This is a genomic window from Thermomonospora umbrina, assembly GCF_003386555.1.
In the GTDB taxonomy this organism is placed as follows: Bacteria; Actinomycetota; Actinomycetes; order Streptosporangiales; family Streptosporangiaceae; genus Thermomonospora; species Thermomonospora umbrina.
In genome coordinates this window covers 1217004-1241730 of the sequence record NZ_QTTT01000001.1, presented here as the reverse complement: position 1 = coordinate 1241730, position 24727 = coordinate 1217004, and the positions used below count along the sequence as shown (strand labels likewise).

Here is a 24727-nt window from a genome sequence, read left to right as displayed (position 1 = left end):
GTCAGCCGGCGGAGGCGTCCTTGGCACGGGCGCGCAGCGCTCGGGCGACGCCGTCCCGTCCCTCGGACAGCAGTCGGGCCAGCGCCGGCGGCGGGTCGCCCGCCTCGAGGAACGCCTCCGTCCGCGCCACCGTGGCCGGGTCGATGATCAGGAACGGGTACGCGACCTCGGCGAACGTCTGCGCCATGTCGCTGCTCCACTCCGCCCAGATCCGACCGACCTCGGCGAAGTACCGCTCGGCGTACGGGACCAGCAGGTCGACCTGCTCGGGCTCCACGAACCCGCCCAGCGTGGCGCGGAACACCGCGTTGGGCAGCTCGCCGCCGATGACCCGCGCCCAGGCGTCGGCCTTGGCCTCGGTGGTCGGGATCGCCGCCTTGCAACCCGCCGCGTGCCGCTCGCCGGCGGCCGTGGCGTCCCGCGCGTACTCGTCGTCGATCTCGGCCGGGCCCGCCGCGCCCGTCGCCACCAGCCGCCGCAGCAGACCCCAGCGCAGCTCGGTGTCCACGGTGAGGCCCTCCAACGCCCGGGTGCCCTCCAGCAGCCCCCGCACGAACGCCAGGTGCTCGTTGGAGGTGGCCGCGGCGGCGAACGCCTGCACGTAGCAGAGCTGGAGGTCCGAGCCGTGCTCGGCCTCGTGGGCCAGCTCGTACAGCGCGTCGGCCATGAGCTGCAGGCCGGTGGTGCGCCACTCGGGGGCGGCGTACTGCTGCACGGCCGTGCGGGCCTGGCGGAGCAGCGTCTGCGTCACCGAGATGTCGGTGACGCCGCGGATGCCCGACAGCACCAGCTTCACGTAGTCGCGGGTGGCCATCTCGGCGTCGCGGGTCATGTCCCATGCCGCAGACCAGCACAGCGCCCTCGGCAGGCCGTCCTTGATGTCGCCGATGCCCTCGACCAGCGTCCGCAGCGAGTGCTCGTCGAGCCGGACCTTGGCGTACGTGAGGTCGTCGTCGTTCACCAGCACCAGGTCGGGCCGACGCTCGCCCACCAGCTCGGCGACGTCGGTGCGCTCGCCGACCACGTCCAGTTCCACGCGCCTGCGACGCACGATGCCCTCGGGGGTGCGGTCGTACAGGCCGATCGCCACCCGGTGGGAGCGCAGCGTCGGGTGGTCGGCCTTGGCCTCCTGCACCACCGTGAACGAGGTGAACGTGCCGTCGCCGTCGGTCTCGTACACCGGTCGCAGCGTGTTGACGCCCGCCGTCTCCAGCCACTCCTTCGACCACGACGTCAGGTCACGGCCGGAGGTCTCCTCCAGCGCGTCGAGCAGGTCCGTCAGGACGGTGTTGCCCCAGGCGTGCCGGTCGAAGTACCGCCGCACGCCCTCCAGGAAGTTCTCCAGCCCCACGTAGGCCACCAGTTGCTTCAGCACGCTGGCGCCCTTGGCGTACGTGATGCCGTCGAAGTTCACCTCGACCGCACGGATGTCCGGGATGTCGGCGGAGATCGGGTGCGTGGAGGGGAGCTGGTCCTGCCGGTACGCCCACGCCTTCATCAGGTTCGCGAACGTCGTCCACGAGCCCGTCCACCGTGTCGCCTCGGACTGGCACAGCACGCTCATGTAGGTGGCGAACGACTCGTTCAGCCACAGGTCGTCCCACCACCGCATGGTGACCAGGTCGCCGAACCACATGTGCGCCATCTCGTGCAGGATCGTCTCGGCGCGCCGCTCGTACGCCGCGTCGGTCACCCGCGACCGGAAGACGTAGTCCTCCAGGAAGGTGACGCACCCGGCGTTCTCCATCGCGCCCGCGTTGAACTCCGGCACGAACAACTGGTCGTACTTGGCGAACGGGTACGGCCGCGCGAAGACCCGCTCGAAGAACTCGAAGCCCTGCCGCGACACGTCGATGATGGCGTCGGCGTCCAGGTGCTCGGCCAGCGAGGCGCGACAGAACACGCCCAGCGGGATCGTCGAGCCGTCCTCGCGGCGGTACTCGTCGCGCACCACGTGGTACGGACCCGCCACCAGCGCCGTGATGTAGGTGGACACCCGCGGGGTCGGCGCGAAGCGCCGGCGCCGGCCCTCGGCGGACTCGGCGGCCTCGTTGGTGATCACCTCCCAGCCCTCGGGCGCGGTCACCGACAGTTGGAACGTCGCCTTCAGGTCCGGCTGGTCGAAGCAGGTGAACATCCGGTGCGCGTCGGCCGTCTCGAACTGGGTGTACAGGTACACCTCCCGGTCGACCGGGTCGACGAACCGGTGCAGACCCTCGCCGGAACGCGAGTAGAGGAGGTCCGCGACCACCGTCACCTCGTTGTCGGCGGCCAGGTCGGGGAGCGGGATCCGGCCCCTGCCCGCGTCGTAGGACGCCGGGTCCAGCGGCCGCCCGTTCAGCACGACCTCGCGCACCACGGCGCCGTGCAGGTCGACGAACGTGGACGCGCCGGGCTCGCCGCAGCCGAACCGGATCACGGTGGTGGACGCGAACCGCTCTTCGCCGGTCGTCAGATCCAGATCCACCGCGTACGACTCGACGTCGAGCAGCCGGGCCCGTTCCCGCGCCTCGTCGCGCGTGAGGTTGCCTGCCACAGTCCACTCCTTGGAAGTCGGTTAACCGCTGTTCCATGTCTATCAACCGGCCGTCCACGGTGTCGCGCGGAGATGGGGGGAATGACCGCGCGTGCGCCCCGGTTGACCGATGCGGAGTCCTACCCCTCGAAGCCCCCCGAAGCCCCCTGGAGACGCGATGACGCAGGCCCCGACCCCCGTCGACTTCTGGTTCGACCCCATGTGCCCCTGGGCGTGGATCGCCTCCCGCTGGATCCACGAAGTGGCGAAGCACCGTCCGATCGAGCCGCGCTGGCACGTCATGAGCCTGTCGGTCCTCAACGAGGACAAGGACATCCCCGAGCAGTACCGGCGCATGATGGACGACGGCTGGGGTCCGGTCCGGGTCTGCATCGCCGTCGAACAGAAGTACGGCTCGGAGGTGCTGGGCCGGCTGTACACCGAGTTGGGCACCCGCCACCACGTCGAGAAGGCCGACCTCGGCCGCGCGACCCTGGAGGCCGCGCTGACGGCCCTCGACCTCGACCCGAGGCTGGCGGCGGCGGCCGACATCGACGAGTACGACGAGGCCCTGCGCGCCTCCCACAAGGACGGCATCGACCGGGTGGGCCAGGAGGTCGGCACCCCGGTCATCTCGGTCGAGGACGTGGCGTTCTTCGGCCCGGTCGTCACCCCGATGCCTCGCGGCGAGGAGGCCGTCAAGCTCTGGGACGGCGTGCTGGCCGTGGCCGGCGTCGACGGTTTCTTCGAGCTCAAGCGCACCCGGACGCGGGACCCGATCTTCGACTGAGCCGCCTCCCGCAGTTGCGAGCAGGTTGCAACTGCGACCCCCTGCCATCAAACTGGTCGGTGGCCGGTGCGAAGGTGGGACGGTGAGTCGGCGTGCATGTACCTGACGGGTTCTTCGATGCCCCCGTGTCGATCGGGGCCGGCGTGGTCGCCGCGGGCGGCATCGCCGTCTGTCTGCGCGGAGCCCGCGGCGAGCTGGACGACCGGACCGCGCCGCTGGCCGGTCTCGGGGCGGCGTTCGTGTTCGCCGCGCAGATGATCAACTTCCCGGTGGCGGCGGGCACCAGCGGGCACCTGATGGGCGGTGCGCTGGCGGCGATCCTGGTCGGTCCGTACGCCGGGGTGCTCTGCATCTCGGTCGTGCTGCTGGTGCAGATGCTGTTCGCCGATGGCGGCGTGAGCGCGTACGGGATCAACGTGACGCTGATGGCCCTGACCGGCGTGCTGGTCGGCTACGGGGTCTTCCGGCTGGTGACCGCGCTCCTTCCCGGGAACGTTCCGAGGCGCACGGCGGTGACGGCGGCGTCCTTCCTGGGGGCGCTGGTGTCGGTGCCCGCCTCGGCGCTGGTGTTCGTGGGCCTGTTCGCCCTCGGGGGCACCGCCGACCTGTCGCTGGGGACGGTGACCACCGCGATGCTCGGCGTGCACGTGCTGATCGGGATCGGCGAGGGCGTGATCACGGCGGTCACCGTCGGCACGGTCGCCGCCGTCCGACCGGACCTGGTGTACGGGCTGCGCGGCGGGTCCGCGCCGCTGGAGATCCGTGGCGCACGGCCGGTGGAGGCGTGAACAGATGAACCGCAACGGTCGATTCCTCCTCGCGTTCCTGCTGGTGGCCCTGGTGGTGGCCGGCGTGGTCAGCTTCTACGCCAGCGGTGACCCGGACGGGCTGACCAAGGTCGCCGAGGACAAGGGCTTCATCGAGCAGGAGAAGGACCACGCGCTCAAGGACTCCCCGCTGGGCGACTACGCCGTCTCGGGCGTCGACGACGAGCGGCTGTCCGGCGGCCTCGCCGGGGTCGTCGGCGTCGGGATCACCGCCGTCGTCGGCGGCGGCCTGTTCTGGGCGGTACGGCGGCGGGGCGGGGCCCAGGGTGGTGCCCGGGATCAGCGGGGATGACCGGGCTCGGGGAGCGGCTGCACCGCCCGGGCGTCACCCCGGTCCACCGACTGCCACCGCAGTGCAAGCTGGTGGCGACGGGCGCGTTCGTGCTCGCCGTGGTGTCCACCCCCCGCGAACAGCTCTGGGCCTTCGGCGGCTTCGCGCTGGCCCTGGCCGGTGTGGCCGTGGCCGCCCGCGTGCCCCCGGGCTTCCTGATCCGGCGGATGGCCGTCGAGGTGCCGTTCGTCGCGTTCGCCCTGCTCCTGCCGTTCGTCGCGCGCGGCCCGCGAGTCGAGGTGCTGGGCTTCGCGCTCAGTGAGAGCGGGCTGTGGTCGGGCTGGAACATCCTCGCCAAGGCGAGTCTGGGCACCGCCGCCTCCGTCCTGCTGGCGGCGACGACCGAGCCGCGCCAACTCCTGCTCGGCCTCGAACGGCTGCGGCTCCCCGCTCTGCTGGTGCAGATCGCGACGTTCATGCTGCGGTACGCGGACGTCATCGTGGGGGAGATGCGTCGGATGAAGGTGGCGCGCGCCTCCCGCGGCTTCGACGGCCGTGACGTCCGCGCCTTCGCGGTGCTCGCCCGTTCCGCCGGAGCCCTCTTCCTCCGGTCGTACGAACGGGGCGAGCGGGTCTACCTGGCGATGCTCAGCCGGGGCTATGAGGGGCGGATGCCGGTCCTGCACGACGCGGGCGCGACCCGCGTGCAGTGGGCGACCGCCGCCGTGCTCCCCATGGTGGCGGCGCTGATCGCGTCGGGTGCTTGGATGGTGCGGTGACCCCGTCCCTCGATGTGAGCGGCCTCGCCTACGCCTACCCCGATGGAACGCAGGCGCTCTACGGCGTGAACGTGACCATCGGCAAGGGCGAGCGGGTCGCCCTGCTGGGCCCCAACGGCGCCGGGAAGACGACGCTGGTGCTGCACCTGAACGGCATCCTGCACGGGGGGCTCGGCACCGTCCGCGTCGGCGGGCTCACCGTCGACCCCAAGGACCGCAAGACGCTGCGGGAGATCAGGCGACGCGTCGGCATCGTCTTTCAAGACCCCGACGACCAGTTGTTCATGCCGACCGTCCGGGAGGACGTGGCGTTCGGTCCCGCCAACCTCGGGATTCGCGGCGACGAGCTGGACCGGCGCGTCGAGCACGCCCTCTCCCGGGTCGGGATGCTCGACGTGGCGGGCCGGCCCCCGCAGCACCTCAGTTTCGGGCAGCGGCGGCGGGTGGCCGTGGCGACGGTGCTGGCGATGGAGCCGGAGATCCTCGTCCTGGACGAGCCGTCGTCCAACCTCGACCCGGCGGGCCGCCGGGAGCTGGCGGAGATCCTGCGCGACCTCGACGTGACCATGCTGATGGTGACCCACGACCTGCCGTACGCGGCGGAGCTGTGCCCCCGCTCGCTGATCCTGTCCGGCGGCGTGATCGCGGCGGACGGGCCCACCCCGGGGCTGCTGGCCGACGAGGATGTGCTGAGCGCGCACCGGCTGGAGCTTCCCTACGGGTTCGATCCCCGTTTCTTCGCGCCGCGCTGACTGCCGGTCAAGGCCGAAACCACTCCCCGTTCCGAGCCCTGCCGGTAGGCTTGTCCCGACATTGGCAACGGTTTTCATATCCAGATTCGGGGAGTTCATCGTGAAGGTCGCGTTCGTCGGCAAGGGCGGCAGCGGCAAGACCACCCTGTCGTCCCTGTTCATCCGGCATCTGGCCGCCCGGGGGCTGCCGGTGGTCGCCATCGACGCCGACATCAACCAGCACCTGGGGGTCGCCCTCGGCCTCGACGAGGACCGGGCCGCCAAGATCCCCGCCCTGGGCGACCATCTCGCCGAGATCAAGGACCACCTGCGCGGCGACAACCCCCGGATCTCCTCGACCGCCGCCATGGTCAAGACCACTCCGCCCGGCGCGGGCTCCCGGCTGCTGCGGCTCGGCGGCGACGACCCGGTGCACGCGCTCGGCGAGCCCGTCGGCGGGGCGACGCTGCTGGTCACCGGGCCGTTCAACGAGGACGACCTCGGCGTGGCCTGCTACCACTCCAAGACCGGGGCGGTCGAGCTGTACCTCAACCACCTGGTGGACGGGCCCGGCGAGTACGTGGTCGTCGACATGACGGCCGGCGCCGACACGTTCGCGTCCGGCCTGTTCACCCGGTTCGACCTGATGTTCCTCGTCGCCGAGCCCACCCGGAAGGGCGTCGGCGTCTACCGGCAGTACACCGAGTACGCCGCCGACTACGACGTGGCGATCGCGGTGGTGGGCAACAAGGTCCAGGGCGAGGACGACGTCGCCTACCTGCGCGAGCACGTCGGCGACGACCTGCTGACGTGGCTGGGCCAGTCCGCCGCCGTCCGCGCCATGGAGCAGGGCCGCGACGGTGTCGCGCTGGAGGACGCCAACGGGGCCGCGCTGGCGCGGATGCGCGAGGCCGTCGACACCCGCACCAAGGACTGGGCCGCGTTCCAGCGGCAGGCCGTGGAGTTCCACGTCAAGAACGCCCGGAGCTGGGCCAACCGCGCCGTGGGCGAGGATCTGGAGGCCCAGATCGACCCGGACTTCCGGATGGTCCCGTTCGCCGAGGGGGTACCGGCCGGGGTCGATCCCCACTAGCCTGCCCGCCATGACGACGCGGCGTGTCGTGGCGATGATCCTGAGTGCGGTCGGGACCGTGGCGGTGCTGGCCCTGCTGTTCGGCAATCAGTGGTTCAACCGGTGGGTCGCGGACGGCGACCGGGGGTCGGATCCCGGCGTCGTCGGCGAACTGCTCCGCGCCCTGCGCTTCCCCGCCTGGCGGATCGCCGCCGGCGAGCCCGCGTCGGTCCAGGTCGCGGCGGACTTCGCCCTGCTCGTCCTGATCGCGGCGTCGGCGCTGCTGATCCTCGCGGGAACCCGCTCCCTGCCCGCCGACCGCGGCTTCACCGCCCTCGTCCTCGGCTGGTGGGCCACCTTCGTGTCCGCCGGCCTCGCGGGCCTGGTCCACGGCGGCCTGCTGAGCACGACCGACCACGTCGTCCATCCCCCCGGCGGCTCCGTGGCCGTCGCCGTGATGGCGAACGGCGCGATGTTCGGCCTCCTCTACGGTTGGCTGCCCGGTCTCGCCGTGTTCCTCGCCTTCCACCTCACACGCCCGCGTCACGGCATGGCCCCCATGCCCGCCCACGCCCACGCAGACCCCGGCACCCTGCCCGCGGACCACCCCGCCGCCCGGCCCTACGTCCTCGCCGGCCAACAGCAGCCCCCGCCCCCGGGCGGCACGGGCTGGGCACCGCCGCCCCCCTCCCCGGGCGCCCATCCCACCGGCGGCTTCCCCTTCCCGCCGACACCCCCCGCCGGCTACGCCCCACCCGTCGTCCACCGACCCCCCGCACCTCCCGCACCTCCCGCACTTCCCACCGGCATCGCCGCCGCCCAACCGATCCAGCCCCCGCCGGCCCCGTCGCCCTCTCCCTCGCCCGACGACGAGACACCACCGGCCCCCACCGATGAGGGAACGCCGTCGGCTCCCGCTGAGACCGCCGGCGAGTCTTCGGTGCCGGTCCCCGTCGATGAGGGGACGCCGTCGGCGTCCGCTTCCGCCGACGAGGAGGGCGTTCCGGAGGGTGGCCCGGTCGGCGACGGCGACCCCGCCGGCGGTGAGGGCGAGGGGGAGCGGCCGTTGGCCCCGCCGGTCTGAAGCGCCCGAGAGTGGACGCGGGGGGTGGAAACGGTAGGGGGTGGGGGACCTGAGAGACTTCGGGGCATGCGCGTCTTTCTGGGATCCGACCACGCCGGCTTCGAGTTGAAGCAGCACCTCATCGGTTGGCTGTCCGCCAACGGTCACGAGCCGGTGGACTGTGGGCCTGAGGTCTACGACGCCGTGGACGACTACCCGCCGTTCGTGCTGCGGGCGGCCGAGCGTACCGCCGCCGAGCCCGGAACGTTCGGGATCGTGCTCGGCGGCTCCGGGAACGGCGAGGCGATCGCCGCCAACAAGGTGGCCGGGGTGCGGGCGGCCCTGGTGTGGAGCGAGGACATCGCGGTGCTCGCCCGGGAGCACAACGACGCCAACGTGATCAGCCTCGGTGCGCGTCAGCACGAGGCGGACGTCGCGACGCGGTTCGTCGAGCTGTTCCTGACCACGCCGTACTCCAAGGAGGAGCGGCACACCCGGCGGATCGCGATGCTGAGCGACTACGAGCGGACGGGCGCATTGCCGCCGCTGCCGTAGGCGGTCGGGTCAGCGCCGGGTGGTCCCGCGCTTGCCGAGCCGCCGGCGCTCGTTCTTGGAGAGCCCGCGCGGCTTCGGCGGCTCGGGCGGCGGGGCGGGGGAGTCCGGTTCGTCGTCCCCAGGGCGGGACACGTCCCGTGCCCGCATCGCCGCGTCCACCGTGATCCGCATGCCCGGCTGGGTCATGGCGTCACCTCCAGACGTCCATCATGACCCCTCAGGGGCGGAACCGGGTGTTCTCACAACGGGTGGCCTGAGCGTTACAACACGTCAACCGTGGCGTGCTTTACAGCCCGGTGACGTTGTTGCTCGGTACAGTGCCGGAGATGCTTCAACGTCTGGTCCACCTGCTGCCGCCGAGGGTGCGCGCGTTCCTGCGCCGCATCCCCGTTCTGGTGCGGTTCTACCAGTGGCTCAGGCGCGGCAAGCTCACCCGCGAGCGGTACGTGTTCGTCGCGCTCGCCTTCATGGCGGTCGCCCTGGGCGTGAGCGTCACGTGGTCGGAGGCGTGGGCGCCGTCCGGGGCCCTGGTGCTCACCGTGCTGGCGGGCGGCCTGCTGTTGCGGGTGCGCAGCCTGGTGGTGCTGCTCGGGGTCGTCGCGGTGATGCTCGGGTACGACATGTGGCGGCTCGGCGCGGCGAAGGTCGGCCCCGGGATGATCGCCACGGTGGTCATCACGGCGGTGCTGGCGCTGACGCTGGCCCGCACCCGGCAGCAGCTCGGCGTGCAGGGCCTGCGCGGCGAGTACATGCTGCTGGAGCTGCGTGATCGGCTGCGCCGGCAGGGCGAGATGCCGCCGCTGCCGGCCGGGTGGGGCGCCCAGGTGGTGCTGCTGCAGGCGGGCGGGTCCTCGTTCGGCGGCGACTTCGTGGTCTCGGCCTGCGACGGCAAGACCCTGGAGCTGGCGCTGGTCGACGTGTCCGGCAAGGGGGTCGACGCCGGGACGCGCGCCCTGATGCTTTCGGGTGCTTTCGGTGGACTGCTTGGATCGATCCAACCTGACCGGTTCCTGGCGGCCTGTAACGATTATCTGCATCGGCAGCGCTGGGACGAGGGGTTCGTGACGGCGGCCCATCTGGTGCTGGACCTGGCCACCGGCGACTACGTGGTGGAGTCCGCCGGGCATCCGCCGACCGCCCAGTTCGACTCGACCGTCGGCACCTGGAAGGTCAACGCCGCCAAGGGCGTGGTGCTGGGCGTGGTGCCCGAGCTGGCCTGCGAGCCCGAGCAGGGCACGCTGCGGTCGGGCGACGCCCTGCTGCTCTACACCGACGGGCTGGTCGAGGCGCCCGGGCAGGACCTCGACGCCGGGATCGACCGGCTGTTGACCGAGGCCGAACGGCTGGTCCCGCAGGGCTTCGGGCGGGGCGCGAAGGAACTGGTGGAGACGATGGCCGCCGCCCGCGACGACGACTGCGCGCTCGTCCTGATCTGGCGACGCTGACCGCGCCGGACTTCGTCGCCCGATCCCGGTACGCCGGAAACGTGAACGTCACCTCGATGTAGCACCCGGTGTACCCGTGGGGTGCAGTCTAGAGACAGGTCGCCGGGACGGACCCCACGGGAACGGACCGGTACCGCGCCGCCAGACCGGTCGGATTCGTCGTCGAACGGGATCCTCCTCGACGGGCGAAGACGAACGGCCGGCGGAGGGCGCGGAAGACCGTCGTCCGTGCAAGCGGTACCCCAGGGGTGGGAGGTTCCGCTTGCACGGACGTCGTCGTTCCCGGGCCCTCGCCGCCCGCCAGGTTTCATCACGCGACGACCCGGTTACATCTCTGCCTGATCCCCTTCGGCGAACCCCCCTTGAGGCGACGCGGACCGCGCGAGGCGAGGGGGCGGACGGCGGGTGGCAGCGGACGGGCGACGCCGGCACGCCTCTCGACGCTCGGTCCAGTGGCGGCTCACGTTCCTCGCGACCGGGATCGTCGGCCTCGCCGTCTGCCTCGGCGTGCTGGGCCTCTACCAGGCGCTGTACTGGATGGCGATGAACGACCTGCGGGAGCGCGGCACCGCCGCCGCCAGGGCCGTCGCGGCGAATCCCGAGGGCGCCGGACGCGGGGCACGGGCGGGTGAGCTGCCCGTCCGGGAGCAGACCTTCCACCTCCTCCAGTCGCTCGACGGCCGGGGCCGCGTGCTGGCCCGGAGCCCGGCGCTGCGGGGCCGCCCCGCGATCAGCGACGTCCGTCCTCCGTCCGGGGGCCGTCCGGTCACCCGCCGGATCGACGTGGCCGGGGTGCCCGCCCAGGTGTACCTCGTGGCCGTCCGGGCGGAGACCCCGAAGGGGCCCAGGATCGGGCTCGCCGGAGCCCCCATGGACGACGTGCAGAGGGCTCAGCGGACCTACGCCGTGTCCGCCTCGGTGGGGATCCTGATCCTGCTGCCCCTGGTGTGGTGGATCGTGTGGTCCTCGGTCGGCCGGGCGCTGAAGCCGTTCGGGGTGATGGGGCGGGAGCTGGCGCAGATCACCGGCGGCCACATGGAACGCCGGGTGACCGTTCCCGACACCGACGACGAGGTGGCCGACCTGGCCCGGTCGGTGAACGTCACCCTGCAGCGGCTCCAGCGGTTCGTGGAGGGGCAGCGCAAGTTCGTCGCCGACGCCTCGCACGAGCTGCGCAGCCCGCTGACCGCGTTGCGCGCCCAACTGGAGGTGGCCCTCGCCCATCCCGACGACGAGGACTGGCCCGCCGTGGCGCTGGCGGCGCTGTCGGAGGCCGACCGGCTGCAGCGGGTCGTCACCGACGTGCTGATGCTCGCCAAGCTGGACGCCGGGGTGCGGACCGAGCGGGAGCCGGTCGACCTCGGGGAGCTGGCCCGCACCGAGGCGGAGCGGCCTCGGCGCGTCCCCGTGCACGTCCAGGTCCGGGACGTGGCGCATCCGGTGGTGGTCAGCGGCAGCCGGTCGCAGTTGGTCCGGGTGCTGACCAACCTGTTGGACAACGCCGAACGGCACGCCCGGTCGGAGATCCGCATCTCGGTCCGCCGGGAGGACGGCCAGGCCGTTCTCGAGGTCGCCGACGACGGTTCCGGGATCCCGCCGGAAGAGCGCGAACGGGTCTTCCAGCGGTTCCAGCGGCTGACCGAGAGTCGGCGGCGGGACGCGCACGGCACCGGCCTCGGCCTGCCCATCGCCCGGGACGTGTGCGTCGCGCACGGCGGCGGCCTCGTCGCCGAGGAGAGCGAGCAGGGCGGGGCGCTGATGGTGGTCCGACTCCCGCTCAGAGAGCCAGACCCGTCAGCACCATGACCTTCTCGTACGTGTAGTCCTCCATCGCCGAGCGCAGCCCCTCCCGGCCGATCCCGGACTCCTTGACCCCGCCGTACGGCATCTGGTCGGCGCGGTACGAGGGGACGTCGCCGATGATCACGCCGCCGACCTCCAGCTCCCGATGGGCGCGGAACGCCACGTCCAGGGAACGGGTGAAGACCCCGGCCTGCAGGCCGTACCGGGAGTCGTTGACCAGCGCGAACGCCTCGTCGAGGCCGTCGAACGGCTGGACGAGCAGGACCGGGCCGAAGACCTCCTCGCACGCCACCTTGGCGCCCGCCGGCACGTCGGCCAGCACCGTGGGCGCGTACGCGGCGCCGTCCCGCGTCCCGCCGGTGAGCACCTCGGCCCCCGCCGCGGCGGCCTCGTCGACCCACGCCTGGACCCGTTCGGCGGCCTCGGCGCTGATGAGCGGGCCGACCTGGGTGGCGTCGTCCCACGGGTCGCCGGTGACGAGGCCCTCGACGGCGGCGACGAGCCTGGGCGTGAACGCGTCGTAGACCTCGCGGGCGACGTAGACCCGCTGGACGGCGATGCAGCTCTGCCCCGCCTGGTAGTTGGAGAACAGGCCGATGCGGGCGGCGGCGTGGTCGAGGTCGGCGTCCGCGCAGACCACCGCCGCCGCGTTGCCGCCCAGCTCCAGCGTGACGTGCTTGCGCGGCACCCGTTCCTTGATCATCCAGCCGACGGGCCCGGAGCCGGTGAACGACACCACCGGCAGCCTCGGGTCGTCCACCAGCCCGGCGGCCCGGTCGTTGGGCACCGGCAGCACCGAGACCATTCCGGCGGGCAGCTCCGTCTCGGCCAGGATCTCGCCCAGCACCAGCGCGGACAGGGGGGTCGCCGGGGCGGGCTTGACGACCACGGGCGCGCCCACGGCGATGGCCGGGGCCACCTTGTGGGCGGTCAGGTTCAGCGGGAAGTTGAAGGGGGTGACGGCCAGCACCGGGCCGTGCGGCACCCGGGACACGTAGGCCAGTCGCCCGGCGGCGGCCGGGTCGGTGTCCAGCCGCTGCGCATGGCCGCTCCACCGGCGGGTCTCCTCGGCGGCGAACCGGAACACCGAGATCGCCCGCCCGACCTCGCCCCGGGCCCACAGCAGGGGCTTGCCGTTCTCGCCGGTGATCAGCCGGGCGATCTCCTCCGAACGCTCGGCCAGCCGACGGGCGACGTGCGCCAGGGCCTCGGCGCGCACGTGCAGGGGCAGCGCGGCGGCCTCGGCGCGCACCGCGTGGGCGGCGGCCACGGCCTCCTCGACCTGCGCGTCCGTCGGTACGGAGGCCGCGCCGATCACTCGGCCGTCGTACGGGTGGGTGACGACGATCTCGCCGTCTCCGGTCGCCGGCCGTCCGGCCAGCCAGAAGGGGCTCACCTGGGTGTTGTCGGGCATGAGGCCACGGTATCCGCGCCGCCTCGCCCGGCGGGGCTCCAGTTCGTCCAAGTCGATCACACCGGGACTCCGGCGTGGACGGGGTTCAGCGGGCCGGCGCGGTCAGGGCGATCCACAGTTCGGCGCGGACACCCGGGTCGTCGAGGTCGCGGCCGAGGATCTCGGCGGCCTTGCGCATGCGGTGCCGCAGCGTGTGCCGGTGGACGCCCAGCGCCCGGGCGGCCGTCTCGCCCTGACCGTTGGCGGCCAGATAGGCGTGCAGCGAACGGACCAGCTCGGGATCCTCGTCCCGCAACGGGGAAAGCAGCCCGTCGGCGAACCCCCGGGCCGCCTCCGGGTCGAGCAGCCCGTGCACGCCCCGCCCGGGCAGCTCGGCGTACCGCAGCACGTCCGGGCCGTTCCGCCCTGCCGCCGCCCGCGCCCGCCGGGCCTGGATGAGCGCCGTGGGCAGGCCGTTCAGCCCGGTCGCGTCGCTGACCCCGACCGGGCCCGTCGCGGCGACGGCGGCGATCACGGGCTCGGCGGCCGTCTCGGGCACGATCACGGCACGACCATCGGCCAGCTCGACCGCCAGGCACCGATCACCGCCCGGGGCCGCCTCCAGAGCCTCCAGAACGGCCCGCCCGGCACCGCAGAACAGGACCCGGACCGGCGGCGCGATCACCCCGTCGAGCCCACCGACGGCCGGCACCCCCGAGGGGGCGGGTGCGGCGGCACGGTCGTTCGGCGGTGTCGTGGGGGGCTCGCCGAGGAGCAGGGACGCCAGGGCGGCGCGGAGGGCGCGGTCGGCGGAGGGCGTCTCCGAGCGGAGGGTCAGCAGGGACACCGCCGCGCCGACGATGGTGTGCGCGACGGGCGGCAGGGGCTCGGCCGTCCCCACCGCGAGGAATCCGCGAGGGCGTCCGGACACGCCGAGAGGCTGGATGACCACATGGGAGTCCCGTCCGGAGATCGCGACGCTGGCACCTCCGGCCCGGAGCCGGTCCAACTCCCCGGCCAGGTCGTCCGCGTGGCGTCGCGCCGACTCGGGGGCGGCCCGGAGGACGTCGCCGGTGGGGCCGAGCAACAGGGCCCAGCCGTCCAGTTCGCGGGCCAGTCGGATGACGAGGGCCTTGGAGCCCTTCAAGGCGGCCCGGGTCAGCTCGCGCTGGGCCTGGAAGGAGCGCGTCACGGCCTCGTACCGTTCGGCCGCCAGCATCCCCGACACCGCCTTGCCGATCGCGATGAACGGCGTGCGGCGGGGCACCTCCAGCAGCGGCAGGCCGTGCCTCTCCGCGGCTCCGGTCAGCTCCGGCGGGATCTCCTCGTGCCCCAGACCGACCCCGAAGCCGAGGCCCGCCACCCTCCGCCGTACCAATCGGGCGATGTAGGGCTCGGCGGTCCGGGCGTTCAGACGCATGCCGGTGGTCAGCAACAGCTCGCCGCCCTCCAGGAACGGCGTGGGGTCCTCCAGTTCGCTGACGGCCACCCAGTGCACCCCGGCCTCCAGCGCGGGCGGCCCGCCGGTCAGCGGGCGCAGGCCGAGCTGGGGGAGCGCGGCGACGGCGGCGAGGGTCGGTGGCACGTCTCTCCAAGGTGTCCAATCGGAAGGTCGCCGATAGACGGACCGTAGGGTTCAGCGTAGGCGGTTCCCGGCTTAAGGTCGCGCCATGACCAGCGAAGACATCCCCGGAGCGCCTCCGCAGGAGCGCCGCCTCGTCACCGAGATCCCCGGACCCCGCTCCCGGGAGCTGCAGCGGCGGCGCATCGGCGCGGTCCCGCCGGGTGTGGGCAGCGTGCTGCCGGTCTACGTCACGGAGGCGGGCGGCGGCGTGGTCGTCGACGTGGACGGCAACTCGCTGATCGACTTCGGCTCCGGCATCGCCGTCACCAACGTGGGCAACGCCAACCCGCGGGTCGTCGAGCGGGTGCGCGCCCAGGCCGGCCGCTTCACCCACACGTGCTTCATGGTCACCCCGTACGAGTCGTACGTGGCGGTCTGCGAGGCCCTCAACCGGATCACCCCGGGCGACCACGAGAAGCGCTCGTTCCTGGTCAACAGCGGGGCCGAGGCGGTGGAGAACGCCGTCAAGATCGCCCGGCACGCCACCGGCCGGCCCGCCGTCGTGGTGTTCGACCACGGCTATCACGGCCGGACGCTGCTCACCATGACGCTGACGGCCAAGAACATGCCCTACAAGCACCGGTTCGGCCCCTTCGCGCCCGAGGTGTACCGGATGCCGCTGGCCTACCCGTACCGCTGGCCGACCGGCCCGGACGACGCCGGGCCCGAGGCGGCGGCCCAGGCCGTCGACCAGATCACCAAGCAGATCGGCGCCGAGAACGTGGCGGCCGTGGTGGTCGAGCCCATCGCGGGCGAGGGCGGCTTCATCGAGCCCGCCCCCGGCTTCCTGCCGAGGATCGCCGAGTTCTGCCGCGAGAACGGCATCCTGTTCATCGCCGACGAGGTGCAGACAGGTTTCGCCCGCACCGGCGACCTGTTCGCCTGCGAGCACGAGGGCGTGGTGCCCGACCTGGTCGCCACCGCCAAGGGCATCGCGGGCGGCCTCCCGCTGGCCGGGGTCACCGGCCGCGCCGACGTGATGGACCGGATCCACCCCGGCGGCCTCGGCGGCACGTACGGCGGCAACCCGCTGGCCTGCGAGGCCGCGCTGGCCGTCCTGGAGGAGATCGAGGACGGCGGCCTCGTCGAACGCGCCCGCCGCATCGGTGACGTCATGCTGCCCCGGCTGCGCGCCCTCGCCGAACGGCACCCGGCGATCGGCGACGTCCGGGGACGCGGCGCGATGATCGCCGTCGAGCTGGTCCGTCCCGGCACCAAGGACCCCGACCCCGGGCTGACCTCCGACGTCGCGCGCCGATGCCACGAGGCGGGCCTGCTGGTGCTGACCGCCGGGACCTACGGCAACGTCCTGCGCTTCCTGCCCCCGCTGGTCATCCCGGAGCACCTGCTCGCCGAGGGGCTGGACGTCCTCGAAGCGGCCTTCCGGGACGCCACCGCCTAGGGGACGTACAGGCCCGCGAGCAGCTCGTAGGAGCGCAGCCGGTCGGCGTGGTCGTGGACCATCGTCGTCGCCATCACCTCGTCGGCCAGGGTGGCCTCGAGCAGCTCGTCCATCTGGGCGCGCACGGACTCGGGGCCGCCCACCACCTGCGAGGCGATCCGAGCGTCGATCATCTCCCGCTCCATCGGCGTGTACGGGTACGCGGCGGCCTCCTCCGGCGTCGGCAGCGTGCCCGGACGCCCCTGCCGCAACCGCAGGAACGCCAGCGCCTGCGGCGCCGCCAGCTCCCGGGCCCGCTCGTCGGTGTCGGCCGCCGTCACCGAGACCGCGAGCATCGCGTACGGGCTCTCCAGGTCGGCGGACGGCCGGAACGACTCGCGGTAGAGCTTCAGCGCCGGAAGGGTGTTCTCCGCGCTGAAGTGGTGCGCGAACGCGAACGGCAGCCCGAGCAGCCCCGCCAGCCGGGCGCTGTAGCCGCTGGAGCCCAGCAGCCACACCGGCGGCCCGTTGCCCGCCGCCGGGGTCACCGGGCTCTTCTCGTCGAAATAGCCCCGCAGCTCGACGAGCTGCTCGGGGAAGTCGTCGGCCGACAGCGGGGCGGCCGAACGGCGCAGCGCCTGCGCGGTGGCCGGGTCGGTGCCGGGGGCGCGCCCGAGCCCGAGGTCGATCCGCCCCGGGTGCAGCGCCTCCAGCGTCCCGAACTGCTCGGCCACCACCATCGGGGCGTGGTTGGGGAGCATCACGCCCCCCGACCCGACCCGGATCCGCGACGTGACCGCGGCCACCTGCCCGATCAGCACGGACGTCGCGGAGCTGGCGATGCCGGGCATGTTGTGGTGCTCGGCCAGCCAGTACCGCCCGTATCCGAGTCGTTCGGTGTGCCGGGCGAGGTCCAGCGTGTTGCGCAGGGCCTGGGCGGAGGTCGACCCGCTGACCACGGGGGCCAGGTCGAGGACGGAGAACGGAGTGCTCATGATCGGGCATAACCACCGGCGGGCCGGTGGTTATGCCCGAGCTCCGCGTCAGCGGGGGCCGTGCAGGCGCAGGCCGATGATCACCGGGTCGTGGTCCGACGACCGGAAGGCGTCCGGCCGGTACAAGCCCGGCGGGTTGAACTCCGTGTTGTAGTCGAGGATGTTGGGCTCGTCGCCGTTGATGTGCCACACCGTCGCGCCGGTGACCCGGTGGGCCAGGGAGCGGCTCGCCAGGACGTGGTCCAGCTCGCCGGACTGGCCGTCGAACACGTAGCTGTAGCGGTGCGCGTCCGGGATGAAGCGCTCGGTCTGGCTGGTGAGCCCGGCGGCGGCCAGGGTCGTGATCGGGTCCTCCCGCCCGTAGGCGTTGAGGTCGCCGATGATCAGCGGGTGCGGGACGTCGGCGGCGAGGGCGGCGACCGCCTCGGCCTGCTCGACCCGCTTGGCGTTCCAGCAGCCCTGGCCGTCGCCCTGGTCGGCGTTCGGTCCGGTGGCGTCGCCGCAGCCCTTGGACTTGAAGTGGTTGACGATCACGGTGAACGGCTCGCCGCCCGCGGTCCGCTGGAAGGTCTGCGCCAGCGGCCGGCGGTCGAAGATCGGGTCGGCCGCGGAGCGGGCCGGGCCGGCCGGGCGCACCTCGGCGGCCTTGTAGATCAGCGTCACGTGGATCTCGTCGGTGCCCGGGTCGGGGTGCCGGACCCAGGTGTAGGTGTTCGCGCCCACGGCCGCGTTGAGCCGGTCGACCAGCGCCTTGATCGCCGTGTCGCCGTTGTTCTCGACCTCCATGAGGCCGACCACGTCGGCGTTCAGCCCCTTGAGGGCGGCGACGAGCTTGGTGAGCTGGCGATCCTGCTCGGCGGGGGTGTCCGCGCCGCGCCGGTCGAGGGTGGTGAACCAGTTCAGCGTGTTGAACGACGCCACCCGCACGTTGGCCGGGCCGACCGGACCCGGGGCCGCGGGCCGCTCGTTGTCGCGCCGGAAGGCCACCGGCTGAGTGGGCTGGAGCCGGTACCTGTCGAAGCCGTGGCTCAGCACGCCGGTCAGGCCGGTCACCGTGTCGCCCAGCCGCAGCGCCTCGGGCTCGGTGTAGGGGACGGGCACGCGGTTCTGCCGGGTGGAGCCGTCGTCGACGAGCAGCCGCCGCCGGTCGTTGCCGGCCTGGGTGGGCCCGTGCCGGTCGGTCGGCTGGAAGAGCCGTCCCTCGGCCGACACCGTCACCTCGCCGTAGCGGCCGAGCTGGTAGTGCTCGGTGGCGGTGAGGCGCTCGGGGAACGTGAGGAGCGTGCTCTCCCGGGGCTCGAACGTGGCGCCCTCGGCGTGCGGCAGGTCGTAGTCGGCGGGCTCGATCGTCCCGGTGCCGCACACGTCGACGGCCGTCACGGGGGCCAGCTCGGTGAGGCCGTTGAACTCGACGGCCTTGCCGGTGACGAGGACCCGGTCACCGACCTCGACGTCCTTGAGGCCCGTGCCGGCGTAGGCGAACACCCCGTCGGAGGTGGCGGGGTCGTCGTCGGGTGTCGCGTCCTGGAGGAAGAAGCCGCTGAGCTGGTCGCCCTTCTGGAAGTCGCCGGTGACGACGCCTTCGACCCGTACGGTCCGTCCGGCGACGGGGCTGGTCTCGCCGGGGCCCTGCACCTGGGCGATCTGGTGGGTCGCCGGGGTGGTGCAGTCCGGCGTCGGCTCGGGGTCGGGCTCGTCGCCGCAGGGGGTCCTGGTGGTGGCGGAGTTGCGGGGCACGGGGGCCCCGGTGGCGAAGTCGGCCGCGTTGTCGTCGGTGTCGGTGCAGCCGCGCGCCGCCCGGACGACGGCGGTGGTGTTGGACGGGGCGGGGGCGGCGGCCGTGCCCTCGTAGAAGGTCGCGTTGCCGTACCCGACGAGGTCGGCGATCTGCGCCCGCTGGGTCTCGTCACAGGGCGTGGCCCCGCCGTTGCAGGCGAGACCGTCGGCCGACCGCACCAGCGCGACCTTGCCGCCGGAGGCCCCCAGGGCCAAGGTGCCGGTGGTGTCGGCGGCGGGGAGCGGCGACCCCGTCGAGCCGCCGCCGAGCCGGATCAGGTGGTACTGGCCGGGTGCGAGCGTGCCGTTCAGCGCGACGCGGTTGGCGGCGAAGTGGCCGGTGCCGGTGGCACTGGCGTACTGCACGGACCAGCCGGTGAGCGCGACGGGGGAGGAGCCGCGGTTGAACAGCTCGACGAAGTCGTGGGTCAGCGGGGCGCCGGAGTTGCCGCCGCCTCCGTAGACGGTGCTGATCACGACGTCGCCGGGGGCCGCCTGAGCGCCGGTCGCGGTCGCGCCGAGGAGGCCGGCGGCGAGCGCGACGGCCGTCAGCGCCGTCGGGGTTGCGGGAGTTCGGGGCATGCGCGCGAGGGTAGGCATGGCGATCTCCGGGGAGAAGAACCGTTCGTGAACCCTCAATCAATTTGTGATTGTTTGCCGGAATTAAGGGTGATCGACTGAACACAGAGAGTGTTCCCGACATGGGCTGGGATAATCCCCGGAACCCTCAGGATCGCAGCGCCAGTTCGCGGTGCTCGCGCGGGCTGACCCCCCGGACCCGCTTGAAGGCCGCGCTCAGCGCGAACGGACTGCCGTAGCCGACCTGCCGGGCCACCGAGCCGATGGTGGCGTCCGGCTCCCGCAGCAGGTCGGCGGCCAGCGCCAGGCGCCATCCGGTGAGGTACGCCATCGGCGGCTCGCCCACCAGCTCGGTGAAGCGCCGGGCCAGCGCCGCCCGGGACACGCCCGTGCGGGCGGCCAGCGAGGCCACCGTCCACGGGTGCGCCGGGTCGTTGTGCAGCATCCGCAGCGCCCGCCCCACCACCGGGTCGGCGTGCGCCCGGTACCAGGCCGGGGCCGCCTCCTCCCGCCGGGCGAACCAGGTGCGCAACACGGTGATGACCAGCAGGTCCAGCAGACGGTCCAGCATGACCTCCTGCCCCGGGTCCTCCTTGGACATCTCGGAGGCGAGCAGCGTGACCAGGGGCGAGTCCAGCGCCTCCCCGGGGAGCAGCAGCATCGGGGGCAGCGCGTCCAGCAGCCGGGCGCTGATCTCCCCCGACATCTGGTACGTCCCGACCAGCATCTGGTCCTCGCCGTCCAGGTCGTTGCCCCACGTCCGGACGCCCAGCAGCATCTCGTTGTACAGCTCGCGGCCGTCGAGGGCGGCGCAGCGCCCGCCGGGATGGATCACGATGTCGGGCCGCACGGAGGGGTCGTCGGCGACCGTGTACGGCTCGGGGCCGCGCGCGATCACCACGTCGCCGGCCCGGGCCTGGAACGGCTCGCCGCCCTCGGGCAGCACCCAGCCGTCGCCGCGCAGCATCACCACCACCGTGAGCGGGGCCCGGTCCTGCACCCGCATCGACCACGGCGGGTCCAGCGCCGCCCGCAGGAGGAAGGCGCCCTGGGCGCGGGGACCGTCCAGCAGTCCGGCCAAAGCATCCATGCCCGGGAGTGTAGACGCTTTCTTATGGAAGTGAGCTTCTGAGCCATGGAGAGTCTCACGCGCCCCGGGTTCACTAGAGACATGACAGCGAACGAACTCACCCTGGTCCTGGGCGGCACCGGCAAGACGGGCCGCCGCGTCGCAGAACGACTGACCGCGCGGGGCGTCCCCGTCCGGATCGGCTCGCGCTCCGCCGACATCCCCTTCGACTGGGAGGACACCGCCACCTGGCCCGCCGCGCTCCAAGGCGTCGCCTCCGTCTACGTGTCGTACCACCCCGACCTGGCCGTCCCCGAGGCCCCCGCCGCGATCCAGGCCCTCACCGAGGCCGCCACGGCCGCCGGCGTGCGGCGACTGGTCCTGCTCTCCGGGCGGGGCGAGGAGATGGCGCAGCGGTGCGAGCAGATCGTCCGCGAGTCCGGGGTGGAGTGGACCATCGTCCGGGCGAGCTGGTTCGACCAGAACTTCAGCGAGGGCATGATGGTGGACTCCGTCCTCGGCGGGGCCCTGGTCGTGCCCGTGGGGACGGCCCCGGAGCCGTTCGTGGACGCCGACGACATCGCGGACGTGGCCGTCGCCGCGCTCACCGAGGACGGTCACCACGGCCGCGACTACGAGCTGACGGGTCCGCGCCTGTTGACGTTCGCCGACGTGGCGAAGGAGATCTCCGTCGCCGCCGGACGCGACGTCCGCCTGATCGAGGTGCCGGTCGAGGCGTATCCGGGGATCCTCGCCGAGGCGGGGGTGCCCGACGAGTTCGTCGGCTTCCTCATGTATCTGTTCACCGAGGTCATGGACGGGCGCAACGCCCATCTCGGCGACGGGGTCCGGCGTGCGCTGGGCCGCGGGGCCCGTGATTTCGCCGAGTACGCCCGGACCGCCGCCGCGAGCGGCGTCTGGCACACCCCATAAGGAGAACCCGTGTTGAAGCTCTTCCAGACCATCTCGCTGATCGGGGCCACGACCACCATGGGCCTCATGGCCGGTCTGTTCGCCGCCTTCTCCTACGCGATCATGCCGGGGCTGGGCCGGGCGTCCGACCGCACGTTCGTGGAGGCGGTGCAGCGGATCAACGTGGCCATCCTGAACGGGTGGTTCGCGGTGGGCTTCGCCGGCGCCATCGTCTTCACCGGCGCGGCGGCCGCCCTCCACCTCGGGGACGGGCACCGCGCGGTGCTGCCGTGGCTCATCGCCGCCTTCGTCCTGTACGCGGCGGTGCTGGCCATCACGTTCGGCATCAACATCCCGCTGAACGACGCGATCGAGGCCGCCGGCGACGTGGACCGCGTCCCCGACCTGGCCGCCGTGCGCGCCGCGTTCGAGACCAAGTGGGTCCGGTGGAACGCCGTGCGGGCGATCCTGAGCACCGCGGCCCTCGCCTGCCTGGGCTGGGCGCTGATCCGGTACGGCCGTACGCTCTGAGACCCCTCTCAGACCCGTTGCGCCCATCCCGGTGTGGGGACGACACTCACGCTGGGAGGTCTTCAACGTGACGGACGACGACGAGGCGATCGCGATCGGCGAGGCGCTGACGGGTATCAAGGTCCTCCCGCTGCCGGAGGGCTGGACGGCGATCGGCGCGATCGTCCTCGTGAAGTGCTTCGACAGCGAGGGGCACGCCTCTTGGGCGTTCCGCACCACCGACGGGCTGAGCGAGGAGGAGCTGCTCGGCGCCCTGACCGTCAGGACGGACCTGCTGCGCCGCGACCTGCTGCGCGCGTTCGGGGGCGACGACTAGGCCGGTCACCTGACGTTCAGCAGGAGCAGGGCGATGTCGTCGCCGAGGGGCCCGGCGCGCCGACGGTCCCCCAGGAGGATGTCCGCCAGCTCCTCGATCGAGTCGTACCGGGCCTCGGCGAGGGCCCCGGCCAGGTGCGCTATGGAGTCGTCCAGATCGGTGTCGGAGGTCTCCACCAGCCCGTCGGTGTAGAGGGTCAGGACGGCGTCCGGAGGCAGGGACACCTCCACGGTCGGGTACTCGACGTCCGGCTCGATGCCCAGGAGCAACCCGGGCTCGATCTCCAAGGTGTCCACGCGACCCCGAGCGCGGCGCAGCAGCGGCGCGGGGTGTCCCGCGGAGGCCAGGCACGCGGTCCTGGTCTTCAGGTCCAGATGGACGTACAGGCAACTGGTGAACAGGTCGCGCCCGAGGTCGGTCAGGAGCCGGTTGGTGTGGGCGAGGACCCGGCCCGGCGGGGCCCCGGCGGCGGCGAAGGCGTGGACGGCGGTGCGCACCTGGCCCATGAGGGCCGCCGCCGTCACGTTGTGGCCCTGAACGTCCCCGATCACGGCGGCGGAGGTGGTGGCGTCGAGGGGGATCAGGTCGTAGAAGTCGCCGCCGATGTCCAGGCCGGTGGTCGCGGGCACATAGCGCGCGGCCACCTCCAACCCGTCCACGGTGGGCAGGACGGTGGGGAGCAGGCTCTCCTGGAGGCTGTGGGCCAACTCCTGCTTGGCGTCGAAGTGGCGGGCCCGGTCGAGGGCCTGGGCCAGCAGGCCGGCCAGCGACGTCAGGAGGGTCCGTTCCTCCTCCGGGAAGAAGTGCGGCTCGGTGTACGACAGGATGCAGCAGCCGACCGGGCGGCCGGAGACCTTGAGCGGCAGATAGGCCCAGGCCGACTTGCCGGTGATCCGCGTGATGCCCGGATAGATCCGCTCCAGCGGCTCGGGTGAGGAGAAGAACGCGGGAACGCCGTTCACCAGAACGTACTGTGACGGGGTCGTCGGGGCCTGCGGGGACGTCACGTCCAGGACGTCCAGGGCGCCGGGGTCGTAACCGCGCTGGCCGACGATCCGCAACCGGCTGCCCTCGGTCAGCAGCAGCACGAGCCCCTGGGCGCCGAACGCCGGTCCGATCTGCTCGGCGATCAGGTCGAACACGTCCCGGACGCTCGCCGCCTCGGCCAGCGTGACCGCCAGATGCATCAGTTGATAGATCGCGCCCACCCGGCTCGGTCCGCCGGCGGCGCCGTCGTCGGGGATCGGCTCCCCTCCGCCGGACGTCGTGGGCGTGACGCACACGCTCATGCCGCGGCTGTCCGGGTACAGCTCGAACTCCAGCAGGCGATCGGGCGGCCGTCGCGCGGTGAACGTCACCGGCTGCTGGCTGAACACCGCCGCGCGGTAGCGGTCCTCGTAGATCGGGTCGTCGAGCCAGGGCAACGCCTCCCAGGGCATCCTGCCCAGCAGCTCGGCGCGCGGCCTGCCCAGCAGCTCGGCGGCCGTTCCGTTGACGAACATCATGCGGCCCACCACGTCCAGCGCGAAGGCCCCCTGGGGCAGCCGCTCCGCGAAATCGACGGCGGCGATGGCCTCGGCGGGGCCGGCCGACCTGGCCTCCGGCTCCGGCAGTTGGTGCGGGTGCGCGCCCGGCACGATGGGCCGGCCGCTCTCCTCGGCGCGCTGAAGCAACTCCGCAATGTGCGTGCAGGCCTCGCCGATCCGGGCCCGTTCGCGGCGGGTCAGACGCGGCGGATGCGAGGACCACAGCACCACCAACGCGCCCCACCTGCGTTCGCCGGCGGTGATGGGCGCGGCGGCCAACGCGAACCGATAGGGGAGCGTCAGGGCGACCCTGGGGTAGCGGCGCGCCAGCTCCTCTTGGCCGTTCACCCAGATCAGCTCGTTGCCGACGACCGCGTCGGTGCCGGGCGTGGGCGTGGTCAGCGCCACCCGGCCCCACGGCTGGAGCACCTCCGCCAGATGCCGACTCGCCACCGCGAGCCACAGCACCTCCTCGCCCGGTCGGAGCAGGTACACGGTCGTCGCCGCCGCCCCCACCTCCTGGAGGGTGCGGATCAGCAGCGGGTCCAGCGCCGCCGCGCCGCCCTCACCGCCCGTTCCCCTCGCGTCTCCCATGTCCCTCCCCGGCGGGACACTCCCCGCGCACGCCGCGGTGACCCGTTCTCGCCGCAGGTCACCGGCACCTCGCCGCCGCCGACGGGGCACGCCCGCGATATGCCCCCGAGGCCGGCCCCGACACGCGCGATCGGGCCGGTCCGGTGTTCTGAATCACAGGACATCCGCCCTGAGGTCTTG

The 24727-nt window shown here is 72.9% G+C and carries 22 protein-coding genes; 14 read left to right on the top strand and 8 right to left on the bottom strand.

From position 1 onward, the window contains the following. Position 1: 1 nt before the first annotated feature. Complete coding sequence (gene pepN, locus DFJ69_RS05365; RefSeq protein ID WP_116021446.1) at positions 2-2536, bottom strand: aminopeptidase N; 2535 nt, start codon at positions 2534-2536, stop codon at positions 2-4. A gap of 157 nt (positions 2537-2693) precedes the next feature. On the opposite strand from pepN, the gene DFJ69_RS05360 reads away from it, so the two are divergent. From DFJ69_RS05360 to DFJ69_RS05330, 8 genes are all read left to right on the top strand, one after another. Continuing rightward, positions 2694-3305 carry a mycothiol-dependent nitroreductase Rv2466c family protein gene (locus DFJ69_RS05360; RefSeq protein WP_116021445.1) on the top strand — a complete coding sequence of 204 codons (612 nt, stop codon included), beginning with the start codon at positions 2694-2696 and terminating at the stop codon, positions 3303-3305. 92 nt (positions 3306-3397) lie between these two features. Then, on the top strand, positions 3398-4093 hold the full coding sequence (locus tag DFJ69_RS05355) for an energy-coupling factor ABC transporter permease (RefSeq protein ID WP_211328517.1): 696 nt from the start codon (positions 3398-3400) through the stop codon (positions 4091-4093). Positions 4094-4097: 4 nt separating this feature from the next. Beyond that, positions 4098-4424 (top strand): PDGLE domain-containing protein, encoded by a 327-nt coding sequence (locus tag DFJ69_RS34835; protein ID WP_211328516.1) that lies wholly within the window; start codon positions 4098-4100, stop codon positions 4422-4424. After that, positions 4421-5182, top strand: a complete 762-nt coding sequence (gene cbiQ / locus DFJ69_RS05350) for a cobalt ECF transporter T component CbiQ (RefSeq protein WP_116021444.1) — start codon at positions 4421-4423, stop codon at positions 5180-5182. Before DFJ69_RS34835 ends, cbiQ begins: the two co-directional genes overlap by 4 nt. Beyond that, entirely contained in the window at positions 5179-5934 is a 756-nt protein-coding gene (locus tag DFJ69_RS05345; protein ID WP_116021443.1) for an energy-coupling factor ABC transporter ATP-binding protein, read from the top strand. Before cbiQ ends, DFJ69_RS05345 begins: the two co-directional genes overlap by 4 nt. Before the next feature lie 100 nt (positions 5935-6034). Continuing rightward, positions 6035-7006 carry an ATP-binding protein gene (locus tag DFJ69_RS05340; RefSeq protein ID WP_116021442.1) on the top strand — a complete coding sequence of 324 codons (972 nt, stop codon included), beginning with the start codon at positions 6035-6037 and terminating at the stop codon, positions 7004-7006. A gap of 10 nt (positions 7007-7016) precedes the next feature. Beyond that, positions 7017-8069, top strand: a complete 1053-nt coding sequence (locus tag DFJ69_RS05335) for a hypothetical protein (protein ID WP_116021441.1) — start codon at positions 7017-7019, stop codon at positions 8067-8069. A 66-nt stretch (positions 8070-8135) separates the two neighbouring features. Further along, positions 8136-8603: a ribose-5-phosphate isomerase gene (locus DFJ69_RS05330; protein ID WP_116021440.1), complete on the top strand. Its 468-nt coding sequence runs from the start codon at positions 8136-8138 to the stop codon at positions 8601-8603. 9 nt (positions 8604-8612) lie between these two features. Here DFJ69_RS05330 and DFJ69_RS34105 read toward each other — a convergent pair whose 3' ends face one another. After that, the gene (locus DFJ69_RS34105; protein ID WP_170177542.1) at positions 8613-8789 is read right to left on the bottom strand and encodes a hypothetical protein; all 177 of its coding nucleotides are present in this window, start codon (positions 8787-8789) and stop codon (positions 8613-8615) included. 140 nt (positions 8790-8929) lie between these two features. On the opposite strand from DFJ69_RS34105, the gene DFJ69_RS05325 reads away from it, so the two are divergent. Continuing rightward, the gene (locus DFJ69_RS05325) at positions 8930-10048 is read left to right on the top strand and encodes a PP2C family protein-serine/threonine phosphatase (protein WP_116026419.1); all 1119 of its coding nucleotides are present in this window, start codon (positions 8930-8932) and stop codon (positions 10046-10048) included. 405 nt (positions 10049-10453) lie between these two features. Then, positions 10454-11854, top strand: coding sequence for a sensor histidine kinase (locus tag DFJ69_RS05320; protein WP_116021439.1), 1401 nt, complete (start codon positions 10454-10456; stop codon positions 11852-11854). Here the strand turns inward: DFJ69_RS05320 and DFJ69_RS05315 are convergent. Further along, complete coding sequence (locus DFJ69_RS05315) at positions 11826-13265, bottom strand: aldehyde dehydrogenase family protein (protein WP_116026418.1); 1440 nt, start codon at positions 13263-13265, stop codon at positions 11826-11828. The two genes, DFJ69_RS05320 and DFJ69_RS05315, sit on opposite strands and share 29 nt — an antisense overlap. 85 nt (positions 13266-13350) lie before the next feature. Next, positions 13351-14829 (bottom strand): PucR family transcriptional regulator, encoded by a 1479-nt coding sequence (locus tag DFJ69_RS05310; RefSeq protein ID WP_116021438.1) that lies wholly within the window; start codon positions 14827-14829, stop codon positions 13351-13353. An 85-nt stretch (positions 14830-14914) separates the two neighbouring features. On the opposite strand from DFJ69_RS05310, the gene gabT reads away from it, so the two are divergent. Further along, a complete protein-coding gene (gene gabT / locus DFJ69_RS05305) occupies positions 14915-16270 on the top strand; it encodes a 4-aminobutyrate--2-oxoglutarate transaminase (RefSeq protein ID WP_116021437.1) in 1356 nt (451 codons plus the stop codon). Here gabT and DFJ69_RS05300 read toward each other — a convergent pair. From DFJ69_RS05300 to DFJ69_RS05290, 3 genes are all read right to left on the bottom strand, one after another. Further along, the gene (locus DFJ69_RS05300; RefSeq protein WP_116021436.1) at positions 16267-17244 is read right to left on the bottom strand and encodes an LLM class flavin-dependent oxidoreductase; all 978 of its coding nucleotides are present in this window, start codon (positions 17242-17244) and stop codon (positions 16267-16269) included. The two genes, gabT and DFJ69_RS05300, sit on opposite strands and share 4 nt — an antisense overlap. Before the next feature lie 48 nt (positions 17245-17292). Further along, the gene (locus DFJ69_RS05295; RefSeq protein ID WP_116021435.1) at positions 17293-19602 is read right to left on the bottom strand and encodes an ExeM/NucH family extracellular endonuclease; all 2310 of its coding nucleotides are present in this window, start codon (positions 19600-19602) and stop codon (positions 17293-17295) included. Positions 19603-19747: 145 nt separating this feature from the next. Continuing rightward, positions 19748-20689, bottom strand: coding sequence for an AraC family transcriptional regulator (locus DFJ69_RS05290; protein ID WP_116021434.1), 942 nt, complete (start codon positions 20687-20689; stop codon positions 19748-19750). An 81-nt stretch (positions 20690-20770) separates the two neighbouring features. Here DFJ69_RS05290 and DFJ69_RS05285 point away from each other — a divergent pair, with 81 nt between their 5' ends. The 3 genes from DFJ69_RS05285 (at position 20771) to DFJ69_RS05275 (ending at position 22427) form a co-directional block, all read left to right on the top strand. Then, positions 20771-21601 (top strand): NAD(P)H-binding protein, encoded by an 831-nt coding sequence (locus DFJ69_RS05285; RefSeq protein ID WP_116021433.1) that lies wholly within the window; start codon positions 20771-20773, stop codon positions 21599-21601. A 9-nt stretch (positions 21602-21610) separates the two neighbouring features. Then, positions 21611-22111, top strand: a complete 501-nt coding sequence (locus DFJ69_RS05280) for an anthrone oxygenase family protein (RefSeq protein ID WP_245974040.1) — start codon at positions 21611-21613, stop codon at positions 22109-22111. Positions 22112-22178: 67 nt separating this feature from the next. Next, positions 22179-22427, top strand: coding sequence for a hypothetical protein (locus tag DFJ69_RS05275; RefSeq protein ID WP_116021432.1), 249 nt, complete (start codon positions 22179-22181; stop codon positions 22425-22427). 5 nt (positions 22428-22432) lie between these two features. Here DFJ69_RS05275 and DFJ69_RS05270 read toward each other — a convergent pair whose 3' ends face one another. Beyond that, positions 22433-24547, bottom strand: coding sequence for a SpoIIE family protein phosphatase (locus DFJ69_RS05270; RefSeq protein ID WP_116021431.1), 2115 nt, complete (start codon positions 24545-24547; stop codon positions 22433-22435). Positions 24548-24727 lie beyond the last annotated feature (180 nt).